Source organism: Brevibacillus sp. FSL K6-2834 (assembly GCF_038592925.1).
GTDB classification, from domain to species: Bacteria; Bacillota; Bacilli; order Brevibacillales; family Brevibacillaceae; genus Brevibacillus; species Brevibacillus borstelensis.
In genome coordinates this window covers 4,713,739-4,728,692 of sequence record NZ_CP151945.1, presented here as the reverse complement: position 1 = coordinate 4,728,692, position 14,954 = coordinate 4,713,739, and the positions used below count along the sequence as shown (strand labels likewise).

12 protein-coding genes are annotated in these 14,954 nt (G+C 54.8%); 10 read left to right on the top strand and 2 right to left on the bottom strand.

The features are described from left to right. Positions 1–15 precede the first annotated feature (15 nt). The 3 genes from NST96_RS23115 (at position 16) to NST96_RS23105 (ending at position 5,857) form a co-directional block, all read left to right on the top strand. A complete protein-coding gene (locus NST96_RS23115) occupies positions 16–1,932 on the top strand; it encodes a BatA and WFA domain-containing protein (RefSeq protein ID WP_342404779.1) in 1,917 nt (638 codons plus the stop codon). Next, positions 1,922–5,014: a VWA domain-containing protein gene (locus NST96_RS23110; protein WP_342404777.1), complete on the top strand. Its 3,093-nt coding sequence runs from the start codon at positions 1,922–1,924 to the stop codon at positions 5,012–5,014. The genes NST96_RS23115 and NST96_RS23110 overlap by 11 nt, the downstream gene beginning before the upstream one ends. Positions 5,015–5,095: 81 nt before the next feature. Then, positions 5,096–5,857 carry a class I SAM-dependent methyltransferase gene (locus tag NST96_RS23105; RefSeq protein WP_342404775.1) on the top strand — a complete coding sequence of 254 codons (762 nt, stop codon included), beginning with the start codon at positions 5,096–5,098 and terminating at the stop codon, positions 5,855–5,857. Between the two features lie 159 nt (positions 5,858–6,016). Here NST96_RS23105 and NST96_RS23100 read toward each other — a convergent pair whose 3' ends face one another. Further along, positions 6,017–6,874: a DegV family protein gene (locus tag NST96_RS23100; RefSeq protein ID WP_039071261.1), complete on the bottom strand. Its 858-nt coding sequence runs from the start codon at positions 6,872–6,874 to the stop codon at positions 6,017–6,019. A 326-nt stretch (positions 6,875–7,200) separates the two neighbouring features. On the opposite strand from NST96_RS23100, the gene NST96_RS23095 reads away from it, so the two are divergent. The 6 genes from NST96_RS23095 (at position 7,201) to NST96_RS23070 (ending at position 12,700) form a co-directional block, all read left to right on the top strand. Next, positions 7,201–8,064 (top strand): patatin family protein, encoded by an 864-nt coding sequence (locus tag NST96_RS23095; RefSeq protein ID WP_003391782.1) that lies wholly within the window; start codon positions 7,201–7,203, stop codon positions 8,062–8,064. 194 nt (positions 8,065–8,258) lie between these two features. Next, the gene (locus tag NST96_RS23090; protein ID WP_003391780.1) at positions 8,259–8,663 is read left to right on the top strand and encodes a hypothetical protein; all 405 of its coding nucleotides are present in this window, start codon (positions 8,259–8,261) and stop codon (positions 8,661–8,663) included. Between the two features lie 109 nt (positions 8,664–8,772). After that, positions 8,773–9,522, top strand: a complete 750-nt coding sequence (locus tag NST96_RS23085; protein ID WP_081924232.1) for a SurA N-terminal domain-containing protein — start codon at positions 8,773–8,775, stop codon at positions 9,520–9,522. A gap of 166 nt (positions 9,523–9,688) precedes the next feature. Beyond that, the gene (locus NST96_RS23080; protein ID WP_342404770.1) at positions 9,689–11,146 is read left to right on the top strand and encodes an MDR family MFS transporter; all 1,458 of its coding nucleotides are present in this window, start codon (positions 9,689–9,691) and stop codon (positions 11,144–11,146) included. Between the two features lie 142 nt (positions 11,147–11,288). Then, positions 11,289–11,639 carry a DUF2512 family protein gene (locus NST96_RS23075; protein WP_003391775.1) on the top strand — a complete coding sequence of 117 codons (351 nt, stop codon included), beginning with the start codon at positions 11,289–11,291 and terminating at the stop codon, positions 11,637–11,639. Positions 11,640–11,758: 119 nt separating this feature from the next. Further along, positions 11,759–12,700, top strand: coding sequence for a multidrug resistance efflux transporter family protein (locus tag NST96_RS23070; RefSeq protein WP_003391774.1), 942 nt, complete (start codon positions 11,759–11,761; stop codon positions 12,698–12,700). Here the strand turns inward: NST96_RS23070 and NST96_RS23065 are convergent. Beyond that, positions 12,695–13,564, bottom strand: a complete 870-nt coding sequence (locus NST96_RS23065) for an SDR family oxidoreductase (protein ID WP_342404769.1) — start codon at positions 13,562–13,564, stop codon at positions 12,695–12,697. The two genes, NST96_RS23070 and NST96_RS23065, sit on opposite strands and share 6 nt — an antisense overlap. A 340-nt stretch (positions 13,565–13,904) precedes the next feature. On the opposite strand from NST96_RS23065, the gene coxB reads away from it, so the two are divergent. Next, on the top strand, positions 13,905–14,936 hold the full coding sequence (gene coxB / locus NST96_RS23060) for a cytochrome c oxidase subunit II (RefSeq protein WP_003391770.1): 1,032 nt from the start codon (positions 13,905–13,907) through the stop codon (positions 14,934–14,936). Positions 14,937–14,954: the final 18 nt, after the last annotated feature.

The following is a 14,954-nucleotide window of genomic DNA, read 5'->3' as shown; positions in this document are numbered from 1 at the left end:
GGAGGAGGAGCTTTGATGCAGTGGTTGGCTTTAGGCAATCTCGGTTTTTTACTGATCGTGCCAGCGATCGCGGCTCTCTATCTCCTGAAGCGAAAAGTGGAAGATGTAGAGGTGCCCAGCACCCTGCTATGGCAGCGGACGCTGCAGAGCTGGGAGGCCGTTCGACCTTGGGAGAAGCTGCAGCGAAACCTGCTCTTGCTGCTTCAACTGCTGGCGGCCATCCTGCTGGTGCTTGCCTTGATCCGCCCGGCTGTGCCGATGGTGGGAGCGATCGCCGAGCACACGATTCTGGTTGTAGATACTTCGGGCAGCATGCTGGCCAAGGAAGGCGGGCAAACCCGCTTTCAAAGGGCCGTGGCAGAAGCGGAAAAGGCGGTGGAAAATCTGGGCAGCGGGCAGGCCGTGACGTTGATCGAGGCAGGCCGCGAGCCAAAGGTGTGGCTGTCCAAAAGCACGGAGAAAGAGAAGGTTTTGCAGGCGCTCTACTCGCTCGCTCCAAGGCCCGGAGAGACTGATCAGCGCGCAGCCCTTTCCTTGGCGGGAGCCATCGCCTCAACGGAAGAGGGAAGCGGCGTGATGTGGTTTGGCGACGGCGGGGGAGAAGATCTGCACGAGCCGGGGCAGAGCACCGCTGCAGCGGTTTCCATTCCGGGGCCGTTCCGTTTCCATGCTGCCGGCCGCTCCACGGAAAACGTGGCTGTCGGCGCTTTCGTCACACAGACCGGAAGCGAAGGCACGGAAGGCTTGCTGCGCATCGACAATCACGGGTCGCAACCGAAAAAAGGCAATATCTCGATCTTCGGGCTTGACCAAAATTTGCTCGACGTAGGCACGTTCTCCGTCGAGGCGGGAGCTTCCCAGACGGTTGCCTTTGAACGATTGCCCGCCATGCCTGCGTACCGGGCCGTAATTGCAGCGGAGGCGGACGGTCTGGCCGAAGACAACGAGGCTTGGAGCGTTCCGTATGGTTCGGGCAAAGGCCGGGCCGAACTGGTGAGTCCAGGGGGAAACCGTTTCCTCCATCAAGCCCTGCAAACGGTAGGAACCGTAGAGCTTGAGACTGAGACGGCACTGCCGGGCGGGAAAAGCGGCGCAGCCGATCTGTGGATTTTTGACGGTGTGGTTCCGGACAAGCTGCCGGAGGGAAACATCTTGCTGATCGCGCCCGATAAAAAAACGGACTGGCTTCCGTACCAGGGAGTGGCGGAGGTGACTGGTGATCTCGAATCCGTGCAGGCGGATGACCCGCTGATGAAGTACGTGGACTGGCGGGAAGTGCATGTATCCAAAAGCGCTGTCTGGGGTTCGATTCCCGGCTTACGCACACTCGTGCGGGCGGGAGAGAACGAGTTGATTGCAGCAGGTACGCTGGAGGGCAAAAAAGTTGTCATCATCGGCTTTGACCTGCACGACTCCGATTTGCCGCTGCGGCCCGCCTTCCCGATCTTCATGCAAAATGCCGTCACCTGGCTCTCTTCGGTGCAAAGCGTCCCGATTGGTCCCGCGTTGCCGGGCGAAGCGCTTGCGGTCTCCTTGACGCCAGGCGCGGCCAAGCGGGTGCTGACGCTGCCTGACGGCACATCGCAAACGCTGGATGTACAGGGAACGACCTGGCTGTTCCAGGTTCCCGAGCAGACCGGGCTGTACCGGCTGACAGAGGAAACAGACGGCGGGTCGGCCCCTGTCGAACGCTATTTTGCCGTCCACATGAGCGAGGCGGAGTCCGATATCGCTCCGCGTATGCTGCGTGTCTCTTCTGGCAAAGCCGCAGGGACGGACAACGATGAGGACAGCATAGAGGGCGATGCCGCTGGACAGAGCCTGGACGACAACGCACAGGCGACGGGGGCAAGGGAGCTTACGTATTGGATCGCTGCGCTGGCGCTTTTGATTGTGTTTGTGGAATGGAGGGTGTATCGCCGTGGGTATTGACGTACAGCAACCGTGGTTTCTGCTGCTCCTTCTCCCGGCGGTATACGCGGTGCTTCACTGGTGGCGCGGGCAACAGCAGATGCCAGTCAGCCGCAAAAGCGTTATCGCCGCGATCCGGACAGCGGTCTTTTGTCTGCTGATTCTGGCTTTGGCCGGCATCCAGCTTCTCTACCCAGTACGGGCCGAGACCGTTGTTTTCGTCTGGGACAGCTCGGCTTCGATCAAGGACGATCAGCAGCCCAGCCGTTTTCTCAGGGAAGCGGTGGAAGGCAAGCGGGCAGAGGATCAGTACGGCATCGTCGCGACAGGGGCCAACGCGGCGGTAGATCAGCCGCTGACGACGAGCAGCCAGGTCCAGCCTGTCTTTGTGGAAGTAAACCGCCACGCCACCAATCTGGCGGAGGGAATCCGGCTTGCGCAAGCGATGATTCCTACCGGCGCCCGCGGCAAGATCGTGATCATCACCGACGGGATGGACACGCACGGAGATACGGCGCGTGAAGTCAAGCTGGCCAAAGAGCGGGGGATTGCGGTAGAAAGCGTCCTTTTCGAGCAGCCGCAGGGCGATGAGGTCGTGCTGTCTGCCGTTCAGGTGCCGGATCGGCTGTACGCGGGAGAGGAATACGCGATCAAGGTTGAGCTGGAAAGCACCGTTGCGACCAAAGCGGTGCTTCGCCTCTACGAAGGAAACCGCGAAGCCGGGACACAAGTCGTTCAGGTCGAAAAGGGGAGGAACCGCTTTCTCTTTTCCCAAAAGGCTATGAATGAGGGCTTTCACCGCTACCGGGTGGAAATCGATCCGGAGCGTGATACGGTGCAGGCCAACAATCAGGCATTTGCCTATACGCAAGTGACGGGGACGCCGTCTGTTTTGGTTCTGGAAGGACATCCCGGTGCCGCCAGCAACCTCGTCCAGGCTCTCCAGGCTGGCAATATCAAGGTTGAGACGAAGGACGTGGCGCTGCTGCCAAAAGAGCTGGAAGGCTACAAGCAGTACGCTTCCATCATCCTGGCCGACCTGGCCGCAACACAGGTCAGCGATGCCGATATGGAGCGGATCAGAACGGCTGTCCGCGATCTTGGCGTCGGGTTGATCATGACAGGAGGCTCCGACGGTTTCGGTATGGGCGGCTGGTTCCAGACTCCGATCGAAGAGGCGCTTCCCGTGCATATGGATTTGCGCAGCAAGGAAGAGCAGCCTACGCTGGGACTGATGCTGGTCATCGACAAATCGGGCAGTATGGCATCCGATGCGTATGGCGTCGACAAAATGGAGCTGGCGAAGGAAGCCGCGATCCGGGCCACGACCATGCTCAACCGCCAGGACGAGATCGGCGTGATCGCGTTTGACGGCAGCCCGTGGGAAGTGGTGGCCCCTCAAAACGTCACCGATCTGCCTGCGATCCAGGGGCAGATCGGGAGCATATACGCAGACGGAGGCACCGATATATTCCCGGCGCTGCAGATGGCCTACGACCGGATCAAGACAATGAAGACGAAGCGCAAGCACGTCATCCTGCTCACAGACGGACAATCCGGCCGCGAAGACAATTACCAAGGCATGCTGGAGCAGATGATCGGGGAAAACATCACGGTTTCGACCGTTGCGGTCGGGGATGATTCCGACACAGGGCTCTTGCAGGACATCGCCGATTGGGGAAAAGGACGCTACTACTTTGCGAGCGACGCGACCTCGATTCCGAAGATTTTCAGCAAGGAAACGGCCCTCGCCAGCCGGACGTTTATCGTCGAGAAGCCGCAATATCCCGAGCGCACGGGAGCAGGCGACTGGGGGACTCTCCGGCAGCCGCTTCCGCTGCTTCGCGCCTATGTGGCGACGACACTCAAGAAGACGGCAGAGCCCGTCTTGATGAGCCAGGACGCCGACCCGATCCTCAGCCGTTGGCAGTACGGTTTGGGCCGAGCCGTCGCCTGGACGAGCGATCTGGAAGGCAAATGGGGACCGGATTGGGTCGCATGGCCGGGCAACAGCCGTCTCTGGACGGAGATCGTCGGCTGGACGCTGCCCCAGGTCGAGACCGGACGTTGGCAGGTCGAGACGCAGCTTGACGGGTCCAGAGGAAAAGTGACGGTATCCTTGCCAAAAGGCGAAAAGCTGCCGCAGGAGCTGGAGGCTGTCGTCGTCAACCGGGAGATGAAGCGGGAAGTGGTCCGGTTGAAACCTGTCGCTCCAGGGACACTGGAAGGAAGCTTTGACGCCGCTGAGCCGGGCAGCTACCTGATTCAAGTGACAGAGAAAGCAAACGGAAAGGTGGCGGCCGGGCAGACAGCCGGGCTTAGCGTCTCTTATTCTCCCGAGTTCGGATTGCAGCAGGACGGCGAAGGGCGGATGCAGGAGTGGCTGTTGGCAGGGGGAGGCACGAGAATTTCCGAACCGTCAGAAGTATTTTCCGGCAAGCTTCCGTCCAAATGGGAAACACAGCCGATCAGCGACTGGCTGCTGATGCTTGCGGCTCTCCTGTGGCCTCTCGACGTTGCGGCCAGGCGCTTGCAGCTCCCTGAGCGTTGGTGGGCAAGGGTGACTGTATGGCTTCGGAAGCGAAGGACTGCAGAAGCTGTGGAAGAGACGGAAAGCGCCGCCGTGTTTGCTCGACTCGGGGAGAAACGGGGACAGCGCTTTAGAAGCAGCGAGAGCGGTCAAGACGGGCAAGGCAGCCAAACCAGCCAAACCAGCCAAACCAGCCAGAGCAGTCATAGCACTTCAACCAGCCAAACGAACTTGGGCAATCAGGCCGGAGGACAATTGGACAATGACTCCCATGCAGCCACTAGTTCCAACGGAGCCACTGGCTCCAACGCTGCCAATGTCTCCGCAGGCTTGAATGCCCGGGATCAAGGCACATCCGCCGGTTCGCTTTTTGACAGACTGGACAGGGCAAAGACCGAGCGCGGGAAAAAAGGGACTGGCACACCAGCGAGCGGGCTGGGGCCGTCTGCAGATTCCTCACGACCGTCCAGTGCTCCCCAGTCGGACCAGCCTCAAGCAGAGAGCAAGGGGACGGAGCAGACTGGAGAGACCTTCAACAGGCTGCTTGCCGCCAAAAAGAGAAAGCAAAAGTAATCACATTCATTAATTATGAAAGTGTGCGTTGGCGCTGAACTCCTGGATATAGAAGTTCTTTTGGGGAAAGAGGAGGAAAAAATGGACCGACAAAAATGGTTTGACTGGTTGCTCGAAGAAGCCAAAGTACCGTTTGAAGGCTGGGATTTTTCCTACGTCGGGAAAACAGGACGGTTGAAGGAAGCGCCACTTTCCTGGAATTACACCGGCCTCGTCATGCGCAAGCTGCCGGAGATCGGCAGCCTGCTCGATATGGGTACGGGGGGAGGCGAATTTCTCTCCATGCTAAAGCCGCTTCCCGCTCAAACATACGCTACGGAAGGCTACAAGCCCAATGTGGCGGTTGCCAAAGGCAGGCTGGAGCCTTTGGGCATTACGGTAGTCGAAGCGGATGGGGAGGACGCCCTGCCGTTTGCAGAAGAATTTTTTGATCTGATTATCAATCGGCACGAGTCTTTCGATGCGGCCGAGGTATTCCGTATCGCCAAAACAGGGGCTTCCTTTCTGACGCAGCAGGTCGGGGGTGAAAACGATCTGCTGCTCAACCGGCTCCTCGGGGCGCCCATTCCAGAGGAATACTTGCATTGGAATGCAGACTACGCAGTCAAGCAGCTAAAAGAGGCGGGCTTTGCCATCGAGGATTGCCGCGAGGAGATGGTGCCGACCCGGTTTTACGATGTAGGAGCGGTAGTCTACTATCTCCGTGCGGTTCCGTGGCAGATACCAGACTTTTCGCTGGAGAACTACGCGGACGGCTTGTGGGAGATGCACTGTCGGATGGAAAAAGACGGATATATCGACATCCCGAGCCATCGTTTTCTGGTCGCTGCAGTCCGCCAGTAATCACGCGAGAAGCAAAGCATAGGCAAAACATTGCAGGCACCTGCTCAAATCAGAGCGGTGCCTGTTTCTGTTTACCCTTTGATTTTCAATCAAGCCTGCTGCTGCCAGTCCCATTCCGGCTTTCATGCGTGCCTGCCGTCGTTTATCGATGACATTCGCTCAAGATGACTTGGGCTCGTTGGTCCATGTCAGAGCAATGGTCCCTTGCCCGCCGTGAACGCCCAGTACCGGACTGAGCGGATACACGAGCACCTCGATATCCTGATACTTGCTTTTGATCGTTTCCTTTAATTCCAGCGCTTTGTCCATGACATTGCCGTGCAAAATTTCCACTTGGGTAATTTTGTGGATTCCCCGGGCCAGGTCAAGCTGATCCATGATTCGCCGGAAGGCTTTTCCTTCGGTTCGAACTTTTTCGAACAATTCGACAACACCGTTCCTGATGCAAAAGATCGGCTTGATTTGAAGCAGCGTGCCAACGATCAACTGAGCGTTTGACAACCGCCCGCCTTTATGCAGCTGTGACAGCTTTCCGATCACGATGTAGTTTTCGTTTTTGCTCGCCTCTTCCCTCAGGGTGGCGGCAATCTCCCGATAGTCCATGCCTTGCTCCGCCAGCGAAATCCCTTTCAACAGCAAGGTGGTGATCGGATAAGAGACGATTTGGGAATCGACGAACTCGACGGGAAACTCGCTCATGGCAGCGGCTGATTTGCTTGTATTGTACGTGCCGCTCAATTGGCTGGAAAGGTGAATGGCGATCGCGCAATCATAGTCCTCCGCCAGTTGCTCATACAGCTCGACAAATTTGCCGATTGCCGGTTGCGAGGTTTTCGGTACGGTTTTGGAGTGGTCGATTTTTTCATACAGCTCGCTGGAAGATAATTGAATCCCGTCCGCGTAGGCGCCGTCTTCAAAGATAACGTCCAAGGGAACGACGTGGATGTCGTATTTCTCCCGCAATTCATCGGGTACAACGGCCGTGCTGTCTGTAATCCAGGCAATTCGCTGTTTCAAAAAAGAAAGCCCCCTTTGCGTTCACTAGCCCTATCATACTAGAAACGCCAACGCAGGGGACGAAGAGATTATTCCAAAACGTTGACAAGTTCCTGGTAAATCAAGCCAACCGGGTTTTTCACCGATTCTCGTGATATGGCAGATTGCACGCAACTGACCGACAGAGTGAGGGCCTCCAAAAAGGAAAAAGCCCACAAGCAAAATAACGAGCGAATGGGGCAGGGCCGGGCAAATTCAGGTGTAAATCGGTGAATTACCTTCCTGTTCCCACAGATACTATATCCGTACATGTTCATGCGAGGCTTGTTTCACAGGAGGGAGAAAAGATGGACAGCTTCGGATTGGTTCTCCAGGGAGGAGGCATGCGCGGAATCTATACGTCGGGGGTTCTCGACTGCTTTCTGGAGCACGAGCTGATTGCTCCGTACATCATCGCTGTTTCCGCAGGGGCTTGCAATGCCCTTGCTTACGTGGCAAGGGAAAAGGGAGTGGGGAAATACATGTTTATCGAGCATCTGTGCGACATGCGGCATTTCTCTCTGCGCAATCTGTATCGGCATGGCTGCATGGTCGGCATGGACTTCATTTTTGAAGAGCTTCCCCGGCGGATTCTCACCTCTTCCTTTCAGGGACTTGCGCAAGCACCGGAGAAATTGGTTGTCGCCGCGACTGATTTTAAGACAGGCGAGAGCATCTACTTTTCCAAGGACGAGCACGATCAAGAGCTGTTTCTCCTTGCGGTTCGCGCTTCGTGCAGCATCCCGCTGCTATCGGGAACGGTCTGTGTTCAAGGGGCGAAAATGCTCGATGGCGGCTTGGCAGATCCGATACCGATCGGCAAGGCGATAGAGGATGGAAACGAGCGGAACATCATCGTGCGGACAGGTACGGAGGAATTCATCCGGCAGCCAGCCAATCTCGCGTGGGCCACAGACCGGCTATTTCCCCGCTACAAGCATCTGATGCGGGTCGTTTTCGATCACCATCGGCGCTACAACGATACGCTTGCCCGCATCCGGCAACTCCGTGAGGAACAACGGGCCTTTGTCATAGCGCCGAGCAGACCGATGAACATCCGGCGTGTGGAGAGGAACCGAAATCGCTTGATGGAGCTGTACACGCTCGGTTACGAGGATGCGAAGAGGTCGCTTCGCCCTCTCTATCAGTGGCTGGAGAAAGTCCGCCTATAGCGGGCTTTTTTTATTGCCATTTTGAAGTGTGCCAGGCCCGTTTGGACCAGGTCCGTTTGTACTGGATAACGTGTTCTTTCCATTCCGCTCCGTTGCACATTTTTTATAGAAATAATGAAAAATCTGGTCAGCGGTACAAGCAATGAAAGCGAGACGGCATATACAAGTAGTATGAGTCCGGAGGGGGTGGGACCTTGACGCCAGAGCATCAGAAGACGCAACAGGAGAATGTACTGCGGATTTCACAACGATTGGACAAATTCGAAGAACGGATCGACAAGCTGGAAGTTCAGATGACGGTAGCGACCAAGTGGCTGGAACGGATTGAGCATCGATTGGTAAAAATGGAAGAATCGCGCTCAGAACTTTTGCAAGCGATAACCAAATTGCAGACAGAGCTTGAGCTAAAACGGGGATCGAAAGAGAAGGAAATTATTTTGCAGATGTTGGACAATGACAAAAGCGATATGGAAAAACTCACACAGCTCATAGAAGGAGACAAGAAAAGAAAACAAGAGAGATTTTTACGAGTATGGGCCGTCCTGGGACCGGTAATCGCCTCCGTTCTCTCTTCTTTTTTCACCAAATACTTCATGTAATCCGTGCTGGTTCGCATTGTGGAAAGGTTGTGGAAAAGGATTCCATCTTTCTTCCGTACTCTGTGTCTATTATAATGGCACAAGGGATGAGAGAAGAAAGAGAGGACCAATGATGAAGAAGTTCGATTTATCCATGCTAACCATAGCCATACTGGTTTTGGCTCTTGTGATTGTCGGCGTTGCATTGAAGCCGGCTGATGATCCTGTCATTGCAACTACGGGCAAATCTCAAATTACGCAGGGGCAGCTCTACGAGCATATGAAAGAAAGCTACGGAAAACAGACGCTTGGCATTTTGGTCAGCCGCAATCTGGTGGTGGAAGAAGCCAAGGAGCTCGGCGTGTCCGTCCAGGAAAGCGAAGTCGATCAGGAAATCAACAAGCTGAAAGAGCAGATCGGCTCCGAGGAAGTTTATCAAAAAACGCTGAAAAGACAGGGCTACACCGAAGCAAGCTTCCGCGGTACGCTGCGGACACTTCTTTTGAGGGACAAGGTATTCGCAAAAGCATATCCGGTAACGGACGAAGAAATCCAAGACTACTACAATAAATACAAGAGCAACTTCGGAGATCCCGCGCCTGCTTTGGAACAGTTGCGTCCTACGATCGTTGAAGAGTTGAATGCGTCCAAACGCAAAAAGTACATGGACGAATGGCTGGACGGCCTGGAGAAAAAGTTTGGGGTGCAATATCTCGATCCGTCGCTCTCCTTGAAGAAGGAAGAGCCGAAAGCGGAGGAACAGAAAACGGAAGCTTCCAAAAAAGAAGAACCGAAGACGGAAGCTCCGAAAACTGAGGCTCCGAAAACGGAAACGCAGAAAACAGAAACCCCAAAAACGGAAGCACCGAAAAGTAATTGATCCGTTTGGGAAAGGTAAACCTGTGCCGAGTGCAATCGGCGCAGGTTTTTTTATTGACTTTTTTTTCTAGTGCCCGTACCATAAAGCAATTCAAGCAACAACAACGGCATACACAACACCCTTGATCGGAATGTTGTCTGGCTTATGTGGAGGGAAGGAAATACGGATGAAACCTGCAACAAATAAGCGTAATGTGACGATTGCGGTTATGATTGCGACCTTTTTGGCCGCTATTGAAGGAACGATCGTCAGTACGGCGATGCCGACGATCGTCAGCGACCTGGGCGGCTTTCACTTGATCAGTTGGGTCGTTTCGATCTATTTGCTCACCTCGGCGGTGACGACGCCCATATACGGCAAGCTTGCCGACTTGTTTGGGCGCAAGCCTGTGTTCAACATTGGGGCGATCCTGTTTTTGCTCGGATCAGCGCTGTCCGGCCTGTCTCAGACGATGGAGCAGTTGATCTGGTTCCGGGCCTTTCAGGGACTGGGAGCGGGTGCCATCATTACGATTACGTATACGATTGTCGGCGATATTTACCCGTTTGAGGAAAGAGGAAAGGTACAAGGGTGGATGAGCGGCATCTGGGGCATATCCGGTATCCTGGGACCGTTGACCGGAGGCCTTCTGGTCGACTATGTTTCCTGGCACTGGATTTTCTACATGAATATCCCGTTTGGCATTGTCTCCATCGTTTTGATTTGGTTGTACCTGCATGAAAATATCGAGAAAGTCCGCAAGCACATCGACTATGCCGGAGCAGCAGTTTTTACGATCAGCGTTTCCGCGCTGCTGTATGCGTTGTTGAGCGGCGGGACTGAACATCCCTGGAGTTCGCCGCTGATCGTCGGTCTGCTGATCTTTTCGGCTTTGGGCCTCCTGCTGTTTATCTACTTGGAAAAAAGATCGCCGGAGCCGATGCTTCCCTTGCAGCTGTTTACGATTCGGAAAATGAGCATCGTGAACTTCGCCGGATTTCTTCTCGCTTCCGTGCTGGTGGCTGTCTCGTTTTATCTTCCGCTGTGGATTCAGGGCGTGTACGGATTGGGTGCGACCGGTTCCGGGCTGACTTTGATTCCGATGTCCGTTGGCTGGCCGATTGGTGCTGCGCTGAGCGGGCGTCTGCTGGCCAAGATCGGGATTCGGCCGACATCGCTCTTTGGCGTATGCGTCTTGATTGTCGCTACCGTCTGGCTGTCCATGATTGAACCGACGACACCTCATGTCATGCTGTACGGGATTACGTTCCTGTTTGGTCTAGGCTTTGGCTTCGCTTTTACTTCCTTTACCGGAGCGGTACTGAGTGTTTCCTGGAATTTGCGCGGTGTTGCCGTTTCTACGAACTCCTTTATCCGCACGTTGGGACAAACCCTCGGGATTGCGCTGTTTGGAACCTTGCTGAACTCTTATGTACAGAGCGCACCCGGAGCGGAAAACATCGACGTCAACAAGATCCTGAATCCGCATGAAGCAAGCCTGCTGCCGCAGGAGCTGTTGCAAACAGTGAGGGAGCTGGTAGCCGGCGGGCTGCACCAGATTTTCGTCATTTTGCTCGCATTGGCGGCAGTCAGCCTGATCGTAACCTTGGCTTACCCGCGAGAAAGAGAGCAGGAAGCCGCCTAGTTGAAGCGGTCCAGCCAATCATAGGGCGCGTGGGAGGGGCTCGATGACATCCCACGGCACAACAAACGGCTGTTTTTGCTTCGACTAAGCGATTCTGTATACGGGCATACTGTGAAAACCTGAAAAAGGAGGAAGCATGCCTGTGTACGGATTGCTTGTCAAGCTGATTACTGCTCCGCTCGTAGTCGTCCTGGCCGATGCGCTGTTCCCCGAGGTAGACTATGCAACCCTTTACCAGTCCATCGGCGTCGGCCTGGTGCTTGCCGTTGCCGGACATATGCTGGAGCTATTGCTGCTTCGGCGCGGGACGCTGTGGATGAGTACGGCAGCCGATATGATTTTGGCTTTTCTGGTCGTCTGGCTGAGCAGCGGCCTCTTGGTGGGAGCGAGAATCACGCTGATCGGTGCCGGTTTTACTGCGATTCTGTTTGGTGCAGTTGAATACATTCACCACGTCTCGCTGATCAAGAGCGGACGTGCAGAAAAGACATAGGGCATATCTTTCAAAAGGTGTGCTCTATTTTTTTCGGGATTTTGACAGCGAGACCGCAGAGTTATATGCTTACAATTGAGAATCTTCAGAGAGTGGAACTGGAAAGAGGGAGTCAACATTTGAAGGCGATTGTACTTGGAATTGTCGCTGCATTTTTCTTCGCTTTTACATTTGTATTAAACAGAGCGATGGAGCTGGACGGAGGAAGCTGGATCTGGAGCGCATCCCTGCGTTATCTATTTATGGTGCCGTTTCTGCTGCTGATCGTGGCCATCCGGGGCAACCTTGGGCCGCTGTGGCAGGAAATGCGGAAGCATCCGTGGCAGTGGCTGCTCTGGAGTTTTGTCGGGTTTGGCTTGTTTTATGCTCCGCTCAGCTTTGCCGCTGCATACGGTCCTGGCTGGCTGATCGCCGGTACCTGGCAAATCACGATCATCGCCGGGTCGCTGCTCGTACCCTTTTTCGGGCAGAGGATCCCGTACAAGGGGCTGGCCATGTCTGTCCTGATTTTGGCGGGAGTGGCGATCATGCAACTGCACGAGGCGAAGATGCTGGGAGCGGCGGAGGTGCTGTACGGGATCGTGCCGGTCGTGATCGGAGCGTTTGCCTATCCGCTCGGGAACCGGAAAATGATGGCCTTGACCAGCGGGCGAATTGACGCGTATCAGCGCGTTCTCGGAATGACGCTTGCCAGCTTGCCGTTTTGGCTGGTCCTCGCAGGCTTTGGCGTGACGACGGCGGGAATGCCCAGCATGGGTCAATTGGCGCAGTCGCTGCTCGTCGCGATCACATCGGGAATTATCGCGACCGTGCTGTTCTTTCAGGCTACAGATCTGGTCAAGGGCAATCCGGTTCAGTTGGCCGCGGTAGAAGCTACCCAGTCTGCGGAGGTCGTCTTTGCCGTCCTTTTGGAAATCGCGATTCTCGCGGCCCCGCTGCCCTCGCTGTGGTCCGGTACGGGCATGCTCGTCGTCATGATCGGCATGGTCCTGCACAGCTATGTCTCTCATCTGCCAAAGCAGCCTTCCGCTCCGGTGAAATCGCCATCAGCCGCCTCATGAACGAGGCGGCCGCATCTGCTTATTCACCAGCGTCTCAAACCAGCGCCAGGGAAGCCACTGCTTGGCGAGGATGGAAAGCCTGACCCCGCTCCCGACAGGGTAGCGGAAGGAAGGCCGTGGAGCCAGAGCCGCGCGAACGATTACTTCTACCACTTCATCCGGGGCAGGGGCCCGCTCGGCTATTTTGGTTACCATAGTTGTCAGGGACTCCATTTGCCTGCTGTAGGGAGAAGCGGGGCGAGAGGGGGCATTTCCGAGTCCCTTTTCCCAGATGCTTGTCTTGTACGAGCCCGGCTCGACCAGGACGACATTGATGCCATGCGGGAGCATCTCCAGACGGAGCGACTCGCTGAAGCCTTCCACCGCATGCTTGGAAGCGGCATAGGCGGCCAAACCGGGAAAGCCGATTCGCCCGCTGATGCTGCTTATGTTGATGATCGTGCCGTATTGGCGTTCGCGCATATGGGGCAAAACGGCCTGTGTCACGCAAATCAATCCGAACACGTTGACTTCAAATTGCTCCCGCCATGCGGCAAGCCCGATTTCTTCGACAAAGCCGCCGCAGGCAAAGCCCGCGTTGTTCACGAGCAAATCAATGTTTTGATGACGCGCGAGCACGCCGGAGACTGCAGCTATGACTTCGTCAGGCCGGGTCACGTCCATTTGCACGACTTCCAGACAGTCGGTTACGCCATTTTGGACAGCCAGCTTGTCAAGCTCTTCACGCTTTGAGATGTCCCGCATCGTGGCGATGACGAAGAAGCCCGCTTTGGCGAGAGCGACAGAGGTGTGCAGCCCAAAACCGCTGGAACTTCCTGTAAGGAAAGCGATTCGTTTGGATGTGTTGGTAGCCAAAACTATCACATTTCTCCCTTCTACTACCTGAATATCCGTCTGCTGGTAGTAAACTTTACGAAAATGTTCATAAATTTGTTAACAGAATTATAACAAATGGACTCCGATATTCAGATAAATTTATGTATACTGAAAGAGTTAATCGCAAAGGTAGTATTTTACTGCGGCCCTTACTCCTTCTTTAAATGTCTTTAAACCGATGTTGCTATTCCTTTTCGCTATTGGTTATCATAGTGGAGGAAAGTAGCAACTCCGACTATTTATTGGCAGCGGAGGAGTACGAAATATACGCTCCCGCCGTACATACGACAGGGCGTAATCAACATGAAAGAAAGAGGGGTTCATTGGTATGAAGAGTTGGCAACAATCATGGCGTCAGCTTTTCCTGTTTGGGTTGCTGGCGCTGACGCTCTCCGGTTGCGGCATGAGAGAGCTCTCTGCACTTCAGCCGCAGGGGCCGGTTGCAGCCATGCAATTCGACTTGATGAAGCTGTCGGCTTCCATCATGATCGGGGTCTTTATCGTCGTTATGCTGATCCTCACCTACGTACTTATTCGTTACCGCAAGCGTCCAGGACAGGAAGGCATTCCCAAACAAGTGGAAGGCAGCCATACTCTGGAGATCATTTGGACGGTCATTCCGTTCCTGCTGCTCATCGTAATGGCAGTACCAACTGTTACTACAGGATTTACTCTTGGTAAAGAATACAACAAAGATGAAGCGCTTCAAGTTCGTGTAACCGCTCACCAGTTCTGGTGGGAATTCGAGTATCCGGACCTTGGCGTATCTACAGCGCAAGACCTGGTATTGCCTGTCAATCAAAAAGTCCAGTTCACTTTGACATCTGCTGACGTTATGCACGCATTCTGGATCCCTGCACTCGGCGGAAAGATCGACACCAACCCGGGACTGGAAAACAAAATGTGGCTGCAAGCTGACAGAACCGGTGTCTTCTACGGAAAATGCGCAGAGCTCTGTGGAGCGTCTCACGCATTGATGGACTTCAAGGTTGACGTCCTGGAACAAGACGAATTTGCTGCCTGGGCAGAAAAAATGAAGGGCGTTCAATCTGCAGAACCTGCAGCGCCAGCTTCTGCAAACGCTGTCCAAGGACAACAAATCTTCGAAAAGAGCTGCTTGGGCTGTCACGCTGTCGCAGGCAAAGGCGGAAAACTGGGGCCGAACCTGACAAACTTCGCCGATCGCCAACGCGTAGCCGGTATCATGCCTAACGATGCTGAACACTTGGCCAAATGGCTGAGAGATCCGCAAAAAGAAAAGCCGGGCAACAACATGCCAAATCTGAACCTGAGCGAAGATCAAATCAATTCGCTGGTTGAGTACATGTCTACGCTCAAAGTACAGGAAATAAAAAGATAAAGTTAATGAATGGAATCG

Excerpts from the sequence above, each read along its gene's own strand:
- NST96_RS23115 (WP_342404779.1), top strand. The coding sequence starts at position 16 with ATGCAGTGGTTGGCTTTAGGCAATCTCGGTTTTTTACTGATCGTGCCA.
- NST96_RS23105 (WP_342404775.1), top strand. The coding sequence starts at position 5,096 with ATGGACCGACAAAAATGGTTTGACTGGTTGCTCGAAGAAGCCAAAGTA.
- NST96_RS23095 (WP_003391782.1), top strand. The coding sequence starts at position 7,201 with ATGGACAGCTTCGGATTGGTTCTCCAGGGAGGAGGCATGCGCGGAATC.
- NST96_RS23085 (WP_081924232.1), top strand. The coding sequence starts at position 8,773 with ATGATGAAGAAGTTCGATTTATCCATGCTAACCATAGCCATACTGGTT.
- NST96_RS23080 (WP_342404770.1), top strand. The coding sequence starts at position 9,689 with ATGAAACCTGCAACAAATAAGCGTAATGTGACGATTGCGGTTATGATT.
- coxB (WP_003391770.1), top strand. The coding sequence starts at position 13,905 with ATGAAGAGTTGGCAACAATCATGGCGTCAGCTTTTCCTGTTTGGGTTG.